Origin of the sequence: Hyphomonas chukchiensis, from assembly GCF_000682695.1 — a bacterium.
GTDB lineage: Bacteria > Pseudomonadota > Alphaproteobacteria > Caulobacterales > Hyphomonadaceae > Hyphomonas > Hyphomonas chukchiensis.
This window is the reverse complement of the sequence record NZ_AWFG01000015.1, coordinates 1-16,042: the sequence shown is the minus strand read 5'-3', so window position 1 is coordinate 16,042 and position 16,042 is coordinate 1. Positions and strand designations below refer to the sequence as shown.

The following is a 16,042-nucleotide window of genomic DNA, read 5'->3' as shown; positions in this document are numbered from 1 at the left end:
CGGCTTTTGACGTGTAGCCGCCAACTATCTTGCATGCAGGCATGACAGCTCTCACACGTCTTTCGCTAACGGACTTCCGCAATTACGCGTCTCTCGCCTTGCCGCTTGACGGACGTCATGTCTGCCTGTTCGGCGCCAATGGTGCGGGCAAGACCAACCTGCTCGAAGCCGTCAGCCAGCTCGGCCCGGGGCGCGGGCTGCGCTCCGCCACCCTGCCGGAAATGATGCGCAAGGATGCCCCCGGCGGCTGGACCGTCGCCGCCACACTCGACAATGACCAGAAGATCGGTGTCGCCCTCGAGACAGGTTCGGGCGCCAAGCGGAACGTGCGCATCGATGGCGCCTCCGCGACCGCCTCAGACCTCGCTGACCTTATCCGCATCGTCTGGCTCACACCCTCCATGGACGGTGTCTTCCGCGGTGGCGCATCCGACCGGCGCCGCTTCCTCGACCGTCAGGTCATGGCGCATGTGCCCTCGCATGGCCGCGCCGCCAGTCGCTATGAACAGGCCATGCGCGAGCGTAACGCGCTGCTCGAACGCGGTCATGTCGATCCGGCCTGGGCCGATGCCATCGAAGCCCGCATGGCCGAAGCCGGCGCAGAGATGGCCATCAACCGGGCGCATGTGCTTGAGGCGCTCCAGGTCGCCATCGAACTGCGCCCGGACGGCCACTTTCCCAAGGCCGACCTCGCCCTCGAAGGCGAGGCCGAACAGGCGGCCCTCCAAGGCGATGATTTCAAATCCATCTTCGAAACGCTCGCCGAAACCTTCCGCACGACCCGCCGCCGCGACATTGCCGCCGGCCGCACGATTGATGGTCCCCACCGCTCCGACCTCGTCGTCATTCACCGCCCCACGGGCGCGCCGGCCCGGGATGCCTCAACCGGCCAGCAGAAAGCGCTCCTTATCGGTCTCATCCTCGCCTCTGCAGGCGCCCTGCGTGCGGATGGCGATGGCCCCGCGCCGCTTCTCCTGCTTGATGAAGCCGCCGCGCATCTCGATCCCGACCGGCGCGCCGCACTCTACGAAGAACTCGGTGCCCTTGGCGGCCAGGCCTGGCTCACCGGCACGGAACGTTTCCTCTTCGAGGCTTTCGGCGACAGGGCCCAGCGTGTCCGTGTGGACGACGGCGCCGCACGCGTGGAAGACTAGTCAGCCACGGCCTGCGAGAACCATTCCACAAGCATCGGATTGACCTCCTCGTGCCGCTGGTAGTTCAGACCGTGCGTGCCGCCTTCAATGATCCGCACCTCTGCGCGCGGGATCAGCGCAACCAGTTCCGCCGCGCTCGCTATGGCGACGGTTTGGTCCTCATCCCCGAACACGGCCGTCACCGGCGTTTCGGTTTTCTGCGCAACCGCACTGAACAGGATTTCCCTTTTCGACATCGGAAAGTTGCGCAGCGTCGACAGCAGCGCCTTGCCATAGCCGCGATAATCCATCTGCTGCGTGACATCGCCCTGCAGGCGGTTGTCCGGTTCCAGCGCGCTCTCGTCATATTGCGGATCGCCCAGCAGGATGCCGCGCCCGAACACGTGCCAGATCCAGTCGCCGACGACCGGCAGCTTGACCAGCGCCGCCGCCACGCCGCTATCGCCTTCCACATCCAGTCCCGCCGGCACGAACAGGAAGACGCGCGACACGCGCTCCGGGTGACGTCCCGCAAAGGCCATCACGATCGGCCCGCCCATCGACAGGCCGACCAGGCCAACCGGCTCGACCAGCCCAAGGCCATCGAGCACGTCCATCAGCTCCCGGTCGTAGAAGTCTTCGTCATAAGGCCCGTCCGGCCGGTCAGACCAGCCGCGTCCGAAATGATCAAACTGGACGACGCGGAACCCCGCCCCGACCAGCGCCTCGGCATTCTGCTCGAAGATGAAACCCGGCGTCGAAAAGCCATGCACCATGACGATCACGTTGCCCTCTTCGGGCCCGCGCGTCTGATAATGCAGCTGTCCGTCTGTTACCTGCAAAAATTCGCCGGGCGCCTCGGCGCGCGCAGCCGCATCCATGACTTTCAGGTCCTTGCCAGCCCACCAGTACGTGCCGGCCATGAACGCGCCGACAAGGCCCACCGTCCAAAGCATTACCTTGATCATGCGCTCATCCCGCTTCAGCCTGAACCGGCACCCACCGGCATTATACCATCAGCGATGTTTATCGAGCCAAATTCGTAATTTTTGCAAGGATGGAATGAGCGCATCAATCTCGGCAGGCGATAATGCAGCGTTCAGTTCGCCAAGTGATGGCCCCGCAGCTGCCAGTGCAGCTTCGCGCGCGACGCCGCCCGCTTCGGTCAGTTTCACGTGCTTCGCACGCCCATCTGAAGGATCGGGCTCAAGCGAGATCAATCCCTTCGCCACCAACCGCTGCAGTGTGCTGGTCATCGTGCCCTTGGTCACCTGGAAGGCTGCCGCCAACCGCGCCGGCGACCAGTCGCCCTCAAGGCGTACGAGATGATTGAGCACGCTGAACTGCGCAACCGTCAACCCGTGCGGCAACATGCGCTCGAACCTGGCACTGGATAGCTGGCTGATAATGCCAATCTCGTTGAGCAGGGTGAACAGCGCCTGTTGCTTGGGCGTCAGTGTCTTCATGCAAGGCTCCCTCAGGCGATCAAGTGTGTTTCCATCGGCCAGCGCGGTGCAGCGATGACTGGTTTCGCATAGCCTAACCGCACCAACATCTGAAGCCTCTGGCCGTTTCCGATCAGGTCATGCACCTCCCTGTAGAGACCAGCCATCTCCGGATATTCCTGCAACGACTGGCTCCACGGATGCACTTTCAGCCCTTCACGTTCGGCCGCCAGCACCAGCCGCATATAGGCGCGGCCCGCTGCAATCTGCGACGCCCGCGTTGTGCCGGAATTGCCGAGCCACGCAAATGCCCGCGCCGACATGGCCGCGTCGTGAAACATCGTCATGCCCTGTTGTGACATGCTGGAATTCGGGTCGGCCATCTGCTCACGGCTGATGACGCCTGCCAGCTTGCCCAGTGCGAAGACAGGCCCCTCCAGGAACAGGCCATCAGGATTGGCCGCCACTTCCTTCGCGCCGATCCGCATCAGGTCGACGCTTTCCTGATTGGTGTAATCGGTGGTCATCTCCACGCTGTGCGCCCGCCATGTCAGGTTCCGCAAATGTGCCGCCAGCGCATCATTGCCACAGCCACCCGCCGTTACGCCCTGCACGCTGCTACTCGACAGCACAGCAGCCAGCGCATCGGCCTCGACATCGCGTGCCTCGAAAGCTTGCCGATTGGTGTGACGCGCCAGCGTGTGGGCGAACAGCGGGTTCGGCTCGCCCGCCCCGGCAATGAATTTCACCCGCGCCACGGGCCGTTTATCCAGTGTCGTCATGTCCTCGCCGTCCGGAAAGGGTGTGATCTCGGTGCCGTAGCCATCCTCGGCCGCCGCCAGCGCCAGCAGCTCCAGGAACGTCCCGTGGCCAATAACAATCTGCCGGTCATAGGGGTCTGTCGCCGGCAGGCGGCGATCAAGGTCGCAATAGAGCGTCAGCGCGTCATCCCCATCAAGACGCACGAGCCAAGGCTGGCGATTATGCGGATTGGGCGCGAGAATCGCATAGGAAAGCGCACGCCTGCGAAACTCTGTCTCCTTCCCCGCCTCTCGCCACGGAGCACGCGCTGAGCGTGACGGCCCATTCGCCGCCACGAATCCGCCAGCTCCCCCAGCCGCAAGGACGCACCCGCCGCCTACCAGCTTCAATACCCCTCGCCGTGTCGCCATCGTCCTGCTCCTTTGGTTTGATACCGAACTATATAGTTGGACGCCAAACCAAAGTCAATCAGGTTGGGGAGTGGATCATCGGGCCGAGCCGGTCTACGTAAGGGCAACACAATATCCGGAGACTGCCCCATGAAGACCCGCGCCGCCGTTGCCTTTGAAGCCAAGAAGCCCCTCGAAATCGTCGAACTGGACCTGGAAGGCCCGAAGGCTGGCGAAGTCCTCGTCGAAATCATGGCGACCGGCATCTGCCACACGGACGCCTACACGCTCGACGGCCTCGACAGCGAAGGCCTCTTCCCCAGCGTGCTCGGCCATGAAGGCGCCGGCATCGTCCGCGAGGTTGGCGCAGGCGTCACCAGCGTGAAGCCGGGCGACCACGTTATCCCGCTCTACACGCCCGAATGCCGCCAGTGCAAAAGCTGCCTCTCCGGCAAGACAAACCTCTGCACCGCCATCCGCGCCACGCAGGGCAAGGGCCTGATGCCGGACGGCACCAGCCGCTTCTCCTACAAGGGCCAGACCATCTACCATTACATGGGCTGCTCCACCTTCTCGAACTTCACCGTCCTGCCGGAAATCGCCGTCGCGAAAATCCGCACCGACGCGCCATTCGACAAGGCCTGCTATGTCGGCTGCGGCGTCACCACCGGCGTTGGCGCGGTGACCAATACGGCAAAGGTTCAGGTCGGCGACAATGTCGTCGTCTTCGGCCTCGGCGGCATCGGCCTCAACGTCCTGCAGGGCGCCCGCATGGCCGGCGCCGACAAGATCATCGGGGTCGATATCAACGACTCCAAGAAGGAGTGGGGCGAGAAATTCGGCATGACGCATTTCGTCAATCCGAAGAACACCAAGGACGTGGTCGCCCATATCGTCGAGCTGACCGATGGCGGCGCCGACTATTCCTTTGACTGTACCGGCAACACGGATGTGATGCGTCAGGCCCTCGAATGCTGCCATCGCGGCTGGGGCACCTCGATCATCATCGGCGTGGCAGAGGCCGGCAAGGAAATCTCGACCCGCCCGTTCCAGCTCGTCACCGGACGCAACTGGCGCGGCACGGCCTTCGGCGGCGCCAAGGGCCGCACCGACGTGCCGAAAATCGTCGACTGGTACATGAACGGCAAAATCCAGATCGACCCAATGATCACCCACGTCATGAAACTCGACAAGATCAACGACGCGTTTGACCTTATGCATTCCGGCGAGAGCATCCGGAGTGTTGTCGTCTACTAAATTCAGCTCCAGCAAGAGAAAGAACGAACATGTACAGCCATATGATGGTCGGCACCAACGACATCGAAAAATCCAAGACCTTCTACGACGCCCTGTTCACATCGGTTGGCGGCAAGCCCGCGATCACCGACCCGAAGGGCCGCCTTGTCTACCTGCACAATGGCAGCGTCTTCCTCGTGACACCGCCCATCGACGGCAAGCCCGCCACGCACGCCAATGGCGGCACGATCGGCTTCGCGATGTCTTCTCCTGAAGAAGCGGACACATGGCACAAGGCCGGCGCCGCTGCTGGCGGCACGCCCATCGAGGATGCGCCCGGCTGGCGCGGTGAAGGTGCAGGCCGCCTCTACCTCGCCTACCTGCGCGACCCTGACGGCAACAAGCTCTGCGCGCTGCATCGGGGCTAGGCCAAGCATGACGGACTGGAAACTTCCCTGGAAGGCCAGCTGCCTGTGCGGCGGCGTGCAGATGAAAATCTCTGCGCCGCCCATGGTCACCATGGTCTGCCATTGCCGCGGCTGCCAGAAACTGACGAGCGGGCCCTACTCCCTCTCCATGTTCCTGCCGGACGCAGGGTTCGAAGTGACCAGCGGCGAGCCCGTGATCGGCGCGCTGAAGGGCGAGCACAAGCACTTCTACTGCCCGGACTGCCTGTCCTGGCTGTTCACGCGCCCCGCCGGCATGGACATGGTCAATCTGAGGTCGACCATGCTCGATAATGCCGCCTGGGCGGCGCCGATCATGGAAACGGGCACGGCCACCCGTTTGCCTTTCGCGCAAACCGGGGCAGAGTTCTCATACGAGGGGTTCCCCGAAATGTCTGACTTCCCGATGATCATGCAGGCCTTTGCAGATCACGGCGCCAGACCGGACAACAGCTGATGGAAAGAGAGACGAACATGATGAAATGGGCATTGATGGGCGCGGCGCTTGCTGCCCTCACGGGCTGCGTTGCAGTCGAAGCAAATGAATTTGGGGCGAAACCCACTGTCAGCCATTTCGGCAGCCAGGCGATGGGTGGCACGCAGCTGCCTTTCTCCAAGTCAGTCACCGCAGGCGACACGATCTACATTTCCGGCGAACTCGGCACGGACCCTGCCACTGGCAAGCTCGTCACCGGCGGCACCGGCCCGGAAACGACGCAGATCTTCCTCAACATGGAGCGCACGCTCGCAAGCCAGGGCGCTGATCTTTCAAACATCGTGAAATGCACCGTCTACCTCAACAATATCGACAATTTCGGCGAGATGAATGAGGCCTACAAGGCCGCCCTGCCCGATCCCAAGCCCGCCCGCGCAACCGTGGCCGTGACAGCCCTTGCCATGGGCGCAAGCCTCGAGATCGACTGCATCGCCGTGAAGTCATGAGCGACGGGGCAGACAAGGACTGGAAACTGAAGCTCCGCTACGGACAGACAGAAACCAATTTCGATCATTTCGCCATGGTTGCCGATGGCGCTGTGGTCGAGGCCAATGCCGACTTCAAGACAGAGGTCGGCCCCTGCGTCCTCTCGATGAAGGCCTGGGCGAAGGACACCGAGGAGGCCGCCGAAATGATGATCGCGATCAGCAATCATCTCGGCTTCAAGATGGCCGGCAAGGTCGAAATCTATGCCACCGAGCCTGATGCTCCGCCAAAGGAAAAACCCTACGGCTACGACCTGAAGTTCACGCCCTACGAGGGCACAAGCCCAACGGCGCAATAGCCGCTGGTCGAAAGGCGCCGCGTCCCCTGCGAAGGCAGGGGCGCGTCCGCCTAGGCCAGCTTCAGCCGATAATCCTTGCGTACCAGTCGCGCCGGCAGACGGAACTCCATGAGCGGTGTCCCGCCCACACGGTCCAGTAGCTCCGCCAGCCGCGTCTTCGCCTCAGCCGGCATCGCATCAATCTCGTCCGTCACAGCCTGCAGCCGCCAGAGCGGGAAGCTCCGCGCCGCGCAGTCGCCGTCGAAGCCGCCGGTCATGAACTCAACCATGCCAAACCCGCGCGGTACGTCCGCCCCGGCCTTCACCGTCTTGGCCCACTCGCCAAACAGCGCCGCTGTCTTCACCAGCATCGGCATCTGCTCACTCATCTGACGACTGAGTATCGGCTCAAGCGTCTTTGGAATGCCATTATCAGCCAACAAGTCGCCATTGCCCGGCTCCCCCGCCTGCACGCGGCGCACATAGGCCGCCACCTTGGGCGCCAGCCGCTCCATGATCCGCCCGCTTTCCGGGTCGCGCAGCAGGTGCGCGTAGAGTGGTCCGTTGAACGCAAAGTCACCCAGCGAGGGCCGATCGCCCAGCAGGTAGGCGTGGTGGCGCAAGTGTTCCGTCATGTCCTTCAGGAAAGCCTCATAAGCCGCTTCGACGCCCGGGATATTCTCCTCGCTCACGCCCAGCATGGCCACGGCGCCCTTGAACCGCTCGCCATTCTTCCGGCCGATCGCATATTGCTCGGGTGGCGGGGCGTCCGGCGCCGAGATGCGCCCGAACTCGCCATAGGCCCAGTCCTCGTTGTAGTTCCACCGATAGTGCATGGCCGGCAATACCAGCCACTCGTCGGCATAGAGTTCCATAAGAAGCGACACGACGCGCTGCACCGGCCCCTCCGGCATTGCGCGCGGCCCATCCGGTGTCGCGGCCTCCACGGCGGCGATAATGTCCGCCGTGTCCTGCACCACCTCGCCGTCCGGCATCTCCATTACGGGAATCACCGGCCAGCCGACCTTGGGCAGAATCACATCGCGGTAAACCTCACGCGTGGCGATGCGCTCCTCGAAATCTGCCCCGCGCCAGCGCAGGTAGGCGCGGGCCTTGCCCGAAAAATAACTGACCTCCGCGCCATAGAGAACATAACCGCTCATGCCTTGATCCTTCTGCCCGGTTCGGGCCATGCTTGGCGCCAACCCGAAGGAGCGCTTTTTCATGACCCTAACCCCCGTATCCTCATGGGCAAGCTTTGGCGGCACACTCTCTGTGCATGACCATGAAAGCACAGTCACCGGCACCACGATGCGCTTTGCCGTCTACACTCCTCCGCAGGCGAAGAAGGGCCCCGTCCCGGTCCTCTGGTACCTGTCGGGCCTCACCTGCACCTGGGCCAATGTCATGGAAAAGTCCGGCCTCCAGCGCGCCGCCTCCGAGCATGGCATCATGATCATCGCGCCCGACACCAGCCCGCGTGGCCCGGACGTGCCGGATGACGAATCCTATGATCTCGGCCAGGGCGCCGGCTTCTATCTCACCGCCACCGAGGCGCCATGGGACAAGCATTATCGCATGGACCAGTACATCACTCGCGAGCTGCACGCCGTCATCGCCGCGAACTTCCCGGCCGACATGGAACGCCAGGGCATTTTCGGCCATTCCATGGGCGGCCACGGCGCGCTCACGCTCCACTTCAAATATCCTGACACCTACCGCTCCTGCTCGGCCTTCTCGCCGATCACAAGCCCGTCACGCGTGCCATGGGGCGAGAAAGCCTTCACCGCCTATATCGGCCCGCCCTCGATTGCCTGGGAACAGTATGACGCGACCGAACTCGTCAAGAACCGCCAGACGGATGCCCACATCCTGATCGACACAGGCAAGGCCGACCAGTTCCTCGAAACCCAGCTGAAGCCAGACATCTTCATCGAGGCCTGCGAGACGTCAGGACAGGCGCTGACCTACCGCCTGCACGAAGGCTACGGCCACGACTATTATTTCATCGCGACCTTCATGAGCGATCATATCGCCCACCACGCCAAGGCCTTGAAAGCCTAGACTGCTTTGGCGTGGCGGCGCGGCGCTGGCTTGAACCGTCCGTCAAAGCTCTGCGCAACGGTGCGCAGCATCACCCGCGCCGATAGCGGCACGGTCACGACGCCGTCATTCACCGTGCACAAGCCCGCCGGCACAAGGAAACGCGCCGTCTCCAGCGCATCGTCCAGCGCGTCCGGCGCTGCGCCCATCTCGGCGCACACCTCCGCCACGTCGACCCGCAGGTCACACATCAACCGCTCGATGGCACGGGCGCGAAGACGGTCATCCTCCGTCAGCGCAATGCCGCGCTCACTCGGCAGCTGACCGGCCTGAACCGCATCACGCCAGGCATTGCGATCCTTCAGGTTCTGCACATAGCCCTCTTTGAACTGCGAGATGGACGATGTGCCGAGCCCGACAAGCGTGTCGCACGGGTCGTCGGTATAGCCCTGGAAATTGCGCCGCAGATGCCCCGTCTGTGCCGCCACCGCGAGACTGTCATCCTCCCGCGCGAAATGATCGAGCCCGACGGGCACATAGCCAGCGTCCAGCAGGATGGCCGTTGCCGCCTCGGCCTGCGCGAACCGGGCCTCGATATCCGGCAGCATGTCCTCGCGGATCGCCGCCTGATGCTTGGCAAACCATGGCACATGCGCATAGCCGAACACCGAGATGCGCGACGTGCCCTGCAGCACGGCAAAGGCGGCTGCCTCTTCCACATCGGCCACCGTCTGGCCCGGCAGGCCATACATCAGGTCCATATTGTGCTTGGTGATGCCAGCGGCATTGAGGCGGGCAATCACCCGCTCCACCTGCGCACGCGGCTGCACCCGGTTGATGGCTTTCTGCACATCCAGGTTCAGCGTCTGCACGCCAAGGCTCACACGGTTGACGCCCGCCCCCGCCATGGCCTCGACCTGCGCTTCGGAAAGCACACGCGGGTCCAGCTCCATCGCAATCTCGGCATCGGGCCGCATGGCAAACCGCCGGCCGATATGGCCGATCAGCGAGGTCATGTCCTCCGGCCGCAGCGAGTTGGGAGACCCGCCACCGAAGTGCAAATGCGCCAGTCCGCCATGCGGCCCCATGGCATCGGCCCAGAGGTCGATCTCGGCATGCAGCGTTTCAACATAGGCCGCGATCCGGTCATAGCCGTTCGGCACCGTCGTCGCGCAGCCGCAATACCAGCAAAGCTTGTCGCAAAACGGGATATGCGCATAGACGGAGATCGCGGACCCGGGCTTGACGCTCCCCGCCCAGGCCCGCGCCTCCCCCGCTCCCACGGCTGGCGCAAAGTCTGCAGCCGTCGGGTAGCTTGTGTAACGCGGTACGGGCCGCTGCGCGAAGGTCATCCAGCTCTGTTTCATGTAGGAAGAGCTAGCAAATCAGGCACACGGCGGAACTCCGGAAAACCCCCTAGTCCCGCGCTCGACCCGTCAGGATACGGGTGCTAGCGTCCCCGCAAAGGAGCCTTTCATGATCAAATCCCTCGCTACTCTCGCTCTCACGCTTTGCCTGGCCACGGCCGCCCATGCCGGCGAGGACGATTTCGTCGCCGGAACACTGGTGCCGGACTATGGAAAATATGCGCCGCGCGAGAGCGCCCGCCTGCCCGAAGGCACGGTCATGAAAGTCGCCTTCGACATGTCGAAGGCCGCTCCGGACGGCGAGATCAACAGCGATCTGGTCAAAGTCGCGCGCTTCCTCAACATGCATGCGGGCTCGGGCGTCGCGCCTGAAAACCTCTCAGCTGCCATTGTTGTCCATGGCGCCGCCTCGGCTGACCTCCTGACCGCTGAAAAACTCGGCCACCCGAACCCGAATGCGGAACTGATCGCCGAACTCCTCGCCGCCGGCGCCACGATCGACCTCTGCGGAACCACCTCGGCCGCGCGCGACATTGCGCAGGAAGATCTGCTCCCCGGAATCACGATTTCCCTGTCCGCGATGACGTCCCATGCCCTGCTGCAGCAACAGGGCTACACCCTCAACCCCTTCTGAGGGGAATGTCAGCCGCAGTAGCAATGCGGCCTGAAACGTGCAATGAGCGGCAAAACCTCGCTCCGTTCCACGCAAGAACGGTGCGCTGCGCATGGATTCCCCGCGCACGCCCTTGAAAGACATATGCTAAATGACTGATACCCCCCTCGTTCCTCCGGCCCTTGCCGAGGCGCTCGCCGCACGTGGCTATGAGAGCCTCACCCAAGTGCAATCCGCTGTGATTGCAACAGAGCTGGCCGGACAAGACCTCCTCGTTTCCGCGCAAACCGGCTCCGGCAAGACCGTCGCCTTCGGCCTTGCCATGGCGGGCGACCTGCTCGATGGCGCCGAAAAGTTCGGAAATGCCGATGCCCCTCTCGCCCTGATCGTCGCGCCAACCCGCGAACTCGCCCAGCAGGTCGCCCGCGAACTGCAATGGCTGTACGCCTCCACCGGTGCCCGCATGGCCACCTGCGTCGGCGGCATGGACATGCGCGACGAGAAGAAAGCCCTCGCCCGCGGCGCCCATATCGTCGTCGGCACGCCCGGCCGCCTGTCGGACCACATCAAGCGCGGTTCGCTCGTCACCTCCGACATGCGCGTCGTCGTCCTTGATGAGGCCGATGAAATGCTCGACATGGGCTTCCGCGACGAGCTTGAGCACATCCTGCAGGACACGCCTGCCGAGCGCCGCACGCTGCTCTTCTCCGCAACTGTGCCAAAAGGCATCGCTGCCCTCGCCGGCCGCTACCAGCGCAACGCCGTGCGCGTCACGACCGAAGCTGAGAAATCCCAGCACGTCGACATCGAATACAAGGCCCTGCTCGTTGCCCCCGGCGACGAAGAGAATGCCATCGTCAATATCGTCCGCCATTCCGACAGTGAAAGCGCGCTCGTCTTCTGCACGACCCGCGCCGCCGTCAACAAGCTGATGAGCCGCATGGGCAACCGGGGCTTCCCCGTCGTCGCCCTCTCCGGCGAGCTCAGCCAGAAGGAACGCTCCAACGCGCTCCAGTCGCTGCGTGACGGCCGCGCCCGCGTCTGTATCGCAACCGACGTTGCCGCGCGCGGTCTCGACCTGCAGAACCTCGGCCTGGTCATCCACGCCGACCTGCCGCGTGACCCGCAAACCCTGCTCCACCGTTCTGGCCGTACAGGCCGCGCGGGCCGCAAGGGCGTCAGCGCGCTTCTCGTGGCGCCAAAAGGCCGCCGCCGCGTCGAACGCCTGCTCAACGATGCCAAGATCGATGCGACCTGGGGCAAGCCGCCCACGGCCGAAGTAATCAACGCCCTTGATGACGCGCGCCTGCTCGCCGATCCGGCCCTCAGCCGCCCGATCCACGAGAGCGAAGCCGAGATGATCGCCAAGCTGATCGAAACGCACGGCGCCGAACAGGTCGTCGCAGCCTTCCTGCGCAAGAGCCGCGAAGGCCGCTCGGCACCGGAAGACCTGCGCGATGTCGACGACCGCGCCCCGCCGGCCCGCAAGGAACGCGGCGACCGTTCCGACTGGACCGACCGTGAGCCCCGCGAGAAACGCCCGCGCGCCGAGCGAAAGGGCTTCGACAACGCCGCCTGGGTCTCGCTCAACATCGGCCGCAAGAAGAACGCTGAAGCCCGCTGGCTGCTCCCCATGCTCTGCAAGGCAGGCGGCCTCTCCCGCGAGGATATCGGCGCCATCCGCATCAACCCGGCCAACACGCATGTCGAGCTGACCCGCGAAGCCGCTGACCGCTTCTTCGCGTCCCTCGGCGAAGGTGCCTCGCTCGAGAAGGGCATCCGTGCCTTCCCGCTCGACGGCCCGCCTGCCAAGGAGTTCGACGACGAGCGCCCGGCGCGCCCGGTCCGTCCGCCGCACGTCAAACCGCCCTTCAAGAAGGCCTCAGCCAAGGGCGAAGGCAACTGGAACACCGACGCCAAACCGGCCTACAAGTCGAAAAAGCCGAAATGGGAAGAGGGCGCCCCCGCCAGGGAGCCCAAGGAGCCATCGCTCGCTGACTACATCCAGCACGACGGCCCGAAGGACAAGAAACCCTACAAGGGCAAGCCAAAACCCGGCGGCGCAGCCTCCGGCGGCAAGCCCCCTTTCAAGGGCAAACCGGCCTTCGCAAAAGGCGCCAAACCGGCAAAAACCTTCAAGAAAAAGCCCCCTCAGGGCTGAGGGTAGGCGAAGCGCCTGAAATACCCAAAATGACACATCACAAGCCTCTGTTTTCATTGCGGAAAATGGGAGCTTTTTTGCACTGCTAAATAGGGCCCGATTCATTTCCCTTATGGGCCGAAACCCCCTATATTTATGGGGTTATCTGACGAATCGACGAGGATGCCGGAATGGCCGACGAAATCATGGGCGAAACCCCCGAATATGGCGCAGACAGCATCAAGGTCCTGAAGGGCCTGGAAGCGGTCCGCAAACGCCCGGGCATGTACATTGGCGACACCGACGATGGCTCCGGCCTGCACCACATGATCTACGAAGTCGTCGACAACGCGATCGACGAGGCCCTGGCCGGCCATGCCGACCGCGTCACCGTCACGCTCCTGCCCGACGGCAGCGCCGAGATCACCGATAATGGCCGTGGCATCCCCGTCGGCAAGCACACGGGCGAAGGCGTCTCCGCCGCCGAAGTCATCATGACCCAGCTCCACGCGGGCGGTAAGTTCGACCAGAACTCCTACAAGGTTTCCGGCGGCCTGCACGGCGTCGGCGTCTCGGTCGTCAATGCCCTGTCCGACTGGCTCGAGCTGACCATCCACCGCGAAGGCCATGAACACTGGGTCCGCTTTGTGGACGGCGGCCGCGTCGAAGCCCCGCTGATCACGCGCGGCCCCTCGCCGATGACCGACAAGGGCAAGCCCTATACCGGCACGGCCGTCCGTTTCATGGTCTCCGCCTCCACGTTCACGATGACCGACTATGACCGCAAGACGCTGGAACACCGCCTGCGCGAGCTGGCCTTCCTGAACTCGGGCGTCCGCATCATCTTCCGCGACGAGCGCGAAGCCGAGCCATTCGAGATCATCCTCGAATACGAAGGCGGCGTGAAAGCCTTCGTCCAGCACATGGACCGCCAGAAAACGCCCATCGTGCCAGACCCGATCTTCGTCACCGGCGAGAAGGACGGCATCACGGTCGAGGCAGCGCTCGAATGGAATGACAGCTACCACGAGAACGTGCTCTGCTTCACCAACAACATCCCCCAGCGCGACGGCGGCACCCACCTGGCCGGCTTCCGTGGCGCGTTGACGCGGATCATCAACAAATATGCCAACGAGACCGGCATCGCGAAGAAGTCCAAGGTCGAGATCTCGGGCGACGATGCCCGCGAAGGCCTCACCTGCGTCCTCAGCGTCAAGGTGCCTGATCCGAAATTCAGCTCACAGACGAAAGACAAGCTTGTCTCGTCCGAAGTGCGCCCCGTGGTCGAATCCCTGATGGGCGAGAAACTGTCGGAATGGTTCGAGGAGCATCCGAAGGAAGCTCACGAGATCATGATGAAGATCGTCGAGGCTGCCGCCGCCCGCGAAGCCGCCCGCAAGGCGCGCGAGCTGACGCGCCGCAAGTCCGCGCTCGACATCACAAGCCTGCCCGGCAAGCTTGCCGACTGTCAGGAAAAAGACCCGGCCAAGTCCGAAATCTTCATCGTCGAGGGTGACTCCGCTGGCGGCTCCGCCAAGCAGGGCCGGTCGCGCGACAATCAGGCCATCCTGCCCCTGCGCGGCAAGATCCTGAACGTCGAACGCGCCCGCTTCGACAAGATGCTCTCCTCCGATCAGGTCGGCACGCTGATCATGGCGCTCGGCGCCGGCATCGGCCGCGACGAGTTCAACATCGAAAAGCTGCGCTACCACAAGATCATCATCATGACCGATGCTGACGTTGACGGCGCGCACATCCGCACACTGCTGCTCACCTTCTTCTATCGTCAGATGCCGGAGATTATCGAGCGCGGCTATCTCTACATCGCCCAGCCGCCGCTCTACAAGGTGACGCGCGGGCGCTCCGAGCGCTACGTCAAGGATGATGCCGAGCTCGAAGCCTACCTCATCGGCGAAGGCACGACCGGCGAAACGCTGATCCTCGACGATGGCACGCAGATCGGCAGCGAAGACCTGCGCGACCGCGTGCGTCAGGCCGCCAATTTCCGCTCTGCCCTGCGCCGCCTCGCCCTGCGCGCCCCGGCCGACCTCATCGAACACGCGGCCCTTGCCGGCGCGATGAGCGCCAATGCCGCGCCCGAAACGGCCGATGCCACGGCGGCCCGCCTCAACCTCCTCGCCGAGGAAGGCGAGGACACATGGGAAGGCAAGTTCGAAGACGGTAACCTCATCCTCCACCGCACGGTTCGCGGCGTGGACGAGGACGCTGTCCTGCCGGCGGCCCTGCTCGCCAGCCAGGACGCGATCCGCCTCGCCGAGCGCGCGGCCGGTCTCGCTGATCTGTACACGAAGCCTGCCATCCTGCGTCAGGAAAAGGGCGGCGACGTCGCCGTTTACGGCCCCGCCTCCCTGCTCGACGCGGTGCTGAGCTCCGGCCGCAAGGGCCTCAAGGTCCAGCGCTACAAGGGCCTCGGCGAAATGAACGCCGACCAGCTCTGGGAAACCACCCTCGACGCCAACGCCCGCACCCTCCTGCAGGTCAAGGTCGACCACGCCGACGAAGCCGACGAAATGTTCACCAAACTCATGGGCGACGTCGTCGAACCAAGGCGCGAGTTCATCGAGGAATTCGCGCTGGAAGCCGAGGTGGATGTCTGATTTTCCGTCAACCGACGAAGTGCCTGAATTGCGGCGAGGAATTCTCGCAGCACGTAATAATTACCGCATCGCTCAGGTAGCTTTGAACCGATATGTTTCATCGGAAGATCGCGATCTCGAAAGCCTCGCACTTTATGGCGGAGCTTTTTTTGTGTTTGCCCGAGCTGCAATAGAAGCATTACGGTCCAGTGACTCACGAGACGATCCTTCGCTAACGCCTATCAATCGCGAGTATTTTGAAACTCATATCAAGAACTCCGACGTATTCCGGGTCGTGAAGACTGAACGGAACTTGATCGCTCATGGTGATGACTCGTGGGCGATTCACCCCTTTAAGCCAATGGGCTTGATACTGCGGGCTATCGAAGAGAATAAGGGCGATTGGTATGAAGCCGTATTTAATGATGGTTGGCTGTTTGATCCATTCAAAGGGCAACCGATAGACGAGGTAATGGCAGAATGCATTCGTCAAATTGGGCAATGGTTGGACGAGATAGACATTGCACACGGCCAAGCATGGAAACCCAGCGAGCTTCCGAGTTAATTTTGAGAATATCGGAGGAAAGAAAGCGTAGCAACTGTTATCCTGGC

At 63.3% G+C, this 16,042-nt stretch carries 16 protein-coding genes; 11 read left to right on the top strand and 5 right to left on the bottom strand.

Features of this window, described 5'->3' with window-relative positions:
• Positions 1–41 precede the first annotated feature (41 nt).
• On the top strand, positions 42–1,154 hold the full coding sequence (gene recF / locus HY30_RS06030) for a DNA replication/repair protein RecF (protein ID WP_051614956.1): 1,113 nt from the start codon (positions 42–44) through the stop codon (positions 1,152–1,154).
• Here the strand turns inward: recF and HY30_RS06025 are convergent.
• Genes HY30_RS06025 through HY30_RS06015 form a run of 3 tightly spaced genes read right to left on the bottom strand, consistent with a single transcriptional unit; the run spans position 1,151 to position 3,750 of the window.
• The gene (locus tag HY30_RS06025; protein ID WP_051614954.1) at positions 1,151–2,101 is read right to left on the bottom strand and encodes an alpha/beta fold hydrolase; all 951 of its coding nucleotides are present in this window, start codon (positions 2,099–2,101) and stop codon (positions 1,151–1,153) included. The two genes, recF and HY30_RS06025, sit on opposite strands and share 4 nt — an antisense overlap.
• Before the next feature lie 48 nt (positions 2,102–2,149).
• Positions 2,150–2,599: a MarR family winged helix-turn-helix transcriptional regulator gene (locus HY30_RS06020; RefSeq protein WP_051614952.1), complete on the bottom strand. Its 450-nt coding sequence runs from the start codon at positions 2,597–2,599 to the stop codon at positions 2,150–2,152.
• A gap of 11 nt (positions 2,600–2,610) precedes the next feature.
• Complete coding sequence (locus HY30_RS06015) at positions 2,611–3,750, bottom strand: Acg family FMN-binding oxidoreductase (protein ID WP_034738168.1); 1,140 nt, start codon at positions 3,748–3,750, stop codon at positions 2,611–2,613.
• Between the two features lie 129 nt (positions 3,751–3,879).
• Here HY30_RS06015 and HY30_RS06010 point away from each other — a divergent pair, with 129 nt between their 5' ends.
• From HY30_RS06010 to HY30_RS05990, 5 genes are read left to right on the top strand one after another with little or no spacing between them, the layout of a single operon-like run.
• Positions 3,880–4,986: an S-(hydroxymethyl)glutathione dehydrogenase/class III alcohol dehydrogenase gene (locus tag HY30_RS06010; RefSeq protein WP_034738167.1), complete on the top strand. Its 1,107-nt coding sequence runs from the start codon at positions 3,880–3,882 to the stop codon at positions 4,984–4,986.
• A 29-nt stretch (positions 4,987–5,015) separates the two neighbouring features.
• On the top strand, positions 5,016–5,393 hold the full coding sequence (locus HY30_RS06005) for a VOC family protein (RefSeq protein ID WP_034738165.1): 378 nt from the start codon (positions 5,016–5,018) through the stop codon (positions 5,391–5,393).
• 7 nt (positions 5,394–5,400) lie between these two features.
• Positions 5,401–5,868, top strand: a complete 468-nt coding sequence (locus HY30_RS06000) for a GFA family protein (RefSeq protein WP_034738163.1) — start codon at positions 5,401–5,403, stop codon at positions 5,866–5,868.
• Positions 5,869–5,885: 17 nt separating this feature from the next.
• Entirely contained in the window at positions 5,886–6,353 is a 468-nt protein-coding gene (locus HY30_RS05995; RefSeq protein ID WP_162176901.1) for a RidA family protein, read from the top strand.
• Positions 6,350–6,691 carry a hypothetical protein gene (locus HY30_RS05990; protein ID WP_034738162.1) on the top strand — a complete coding sequence of 114 codons (342 nt, stop codon included), beginning with the start codon at positions 6,350–6,352 and terminating at the stop codon, positions 6,689–6,691. Before HY30_RS05995 ends, HY30_RS05990 begins: the two co-directional genes overlap by 4 nt.
• 50 nt (positions 6,692–6,741) lie before the next feature.
• Here HY30_RS05990 and HY30_RS05985 read toward each other — a convergent pair whose 3' ends face one another.
• Entirely contained in the window at positions 6,742–7,833 is a 1,092-nt protein-coding gene (locus HY30_RS05985) for a glutathione S-transferase family protein (RefSeq protein ID WP_034738242.1), read from the bottom strand.
• Positions 7,834–7,894: 61 nt separating this feature from the next.
• Here HY30_RS05985 and fghA point away from each other — a divergent pair, with 61 nt between their 5' ends.
• Entirely contained in the window at positions 7,895–8,734 is an 840-nt protein-coding gene (gene fghA, locus HY30_RS05980; RefSeq protein WP_034738240.1) for an S-formylglutathione hydrolase, read from the top strand.
• Here the strand turns inward: fghA and hemN are convergent.
• Positions 8,731–10,080 carry an oxygen-independent coproporphyrinogen III oxidase gene (gene hemN, locus HY30_RS05975; RefSeq protein ID WP_034738161.1) on the bottom strand — a complete coding sequence of 450 codons (1,350 nt, stop codon included), beginning with the start codon at positions 10,078–10,080 and terminating at the stop codon, positions 8,731–8,733. The genes fghA and hemN overlap by 4 nt on opposite strands.
• Positions 10,081–10,189: 109 nt before the next feature.
• Here hemN and HY30_RS05970 point away from each other — a divergent pair, with 109 nt between their 5' ends.
• The 4 genes from HY30_RS05970 to HY30_RS05955 all read left to right on the top strand — a co-directional run bounded on the left by HY30_RS05970 (position 10,190) and on the right by HY30_RS05955 (position 15,995).
• Positions 10,190–10,714 carry a DsrE family protein gene (locus HY30_RS05970; RefSeq protein WP_034738160.1) on the top strand — a complete coding sequence of 175 codons (525 nt, stop codon included), beginning with the start codon at positions 10,190–10,192 and terminating at the stop codon, positions 10,712–10,714.
• Between the two features lie 130 nt (positions 10,715–10,844).
• Positions 10,845–12,854: a DEAD/DEAH box helicase gene (locus HY30_RS05965; RefSeq protein ID WP_034738158.1), complete on the top strand. Its 2,010-nt coding sequence runs from the start codon at positions 10,845–10,847 to the stop codon at positions 12,852–12,854.
• 170 nt (positions 12,855–13,024) lie between these two features.
• Complete coding sequence (gene gyrB, locus HY30_RS05960; protein ID WP_051614946.1) at positions 13,025–15,451, top strand: DNA topoisomerase (ATP-hydrolyzing) subunit B; 2,427 nt, start codon at positions 13,025–13,027, stop codon at positions 15,449–15,451.
• Positions 15,444–15,995 carry a hypothetical protein gene (locus HY30_RS05955; RefSeq protein WP_034738157.1) on the top strand — a complete coding sequence of 184 codons (552 nt, stop codon included), beginning with the start codon at positions 15,444–15,446 and terminating at the stop codon, positions 15,993–15,995. Before gyrB ends, HY30_RS05955 begins: the two co-directional genes overlap by 8 nt.
• Positions 15,996–16,042 lie beyond the last annotated feature (47 nt).

Bases quoted from the DNA above. Each gene is read 5' to 3' on its own strand.
- recF (WP_051614956.1), top strand. From the start codon at position 42: ATGACAGCTCTCACACGTCTTTCGCTAACGGACTTCCGCAATTACGCG.
- HY30_RS06025 (WP_051614954.1), bottom strand. From the start codon at position 2,101: ATGATCAAGGTAATGCTTTGGACGGTGGGCCTTGTCGGCGCGTTCATG.
- HY30_RS06020 (WP_051614952.1), bottom strand. From the start codon at position 2,599: ATGAAGACACTGACGCCCAAGCAACAGGCGCTGTTCACCCTGCTCAAC.
- HY30_RS06015 (WP_034738168.1), bottom strand. From the start codon at position 3,750: ATGGCGACACGGCGAGGGGTATTGAAGCTGGTAGGCGGCGGGTGCGTC.
- HY30_RS06010 (WP_034738167.1), top strand. From the start codon at position 3,880: ATGAAGACCCGCGCCGCCGTTGCCTTTGAAGCCAAGAAGCCCCTCGAA.
- HY30_RS06005 (WP_034738165.1), top strand. From the start codon at position 5,016: ATGTACAGCCATATGATGGTCGGCACCAACGACATCGAAAAATCCAAG.
- HY30_RS06000 (WP_034738163.1), top strand. From the start codon at position 5,401: ATGACGGACTGGAAACTTCCCTGGAAGGCCAGCTGCCTGTGCGGCGGC.
- HY30_RS05995 (WP_162176901.1), top strand. From the start codon at position 5,886: ATGATGAAATGGGCATTGATGGGCGCGGCGCTTGCTGCCCTCACGGGC.
- HY30_RS05990 (WP_034738162.1), top strand. From the start codon at position 6,350: ATGAGCGACGGGGCAGACAAGGACTGGAAACTGAAGCTCCGCTACGGA.
- HY30_RS05985 (WP_034738242.1), bottom strand. From the start codon at position 7,833: ATGAGCGGTTATGTTCTCTATGGCGCGGAGGTCAGTTATTTTTCGGGC.
- fghA (WP_034738240.1), top strand. From the start codon at position 7,895: ATGACCCTAACCCCCGTATCCTCATGGGCAAGCTTTGGCGGCACACTC.
- hemN (WP_034738161.1), bottom strand. From the start codon at position 10,080: ATGAAACAGAGCTGGATGACCTTCGCGCAGCGGCCCGTACCGCGTTAC.
- HY30_RS05970 (WP_034738160.1), top strand. From the start codon at position 10,190: ATGATCAAATCCCTCGCTACTCTCGCTCTCACGCTTTGCCTGGCCACG.
- HY30_RS05965 (WP_034738158.1), top strand. From the start codon at position 10,845: ATGACTGATACCCCCCTCGTTCCTCCGGCCCTTGCCGAGGCGCTCGCC.
- gyrB (WP_051614946.1), top strand. From the start codon at position 13,025: ATGGCCGACGAAATCATGGGCGAAACCCCCGAATATGGCGCAGACAGC.
- HY30_RS05955 (WP_034738157.1), top strand. From the start codon at position 15,444: ATGTCTGATTTTCCGTCAACCGACGAAGTGCCTGAATTGCGGCGAGGA.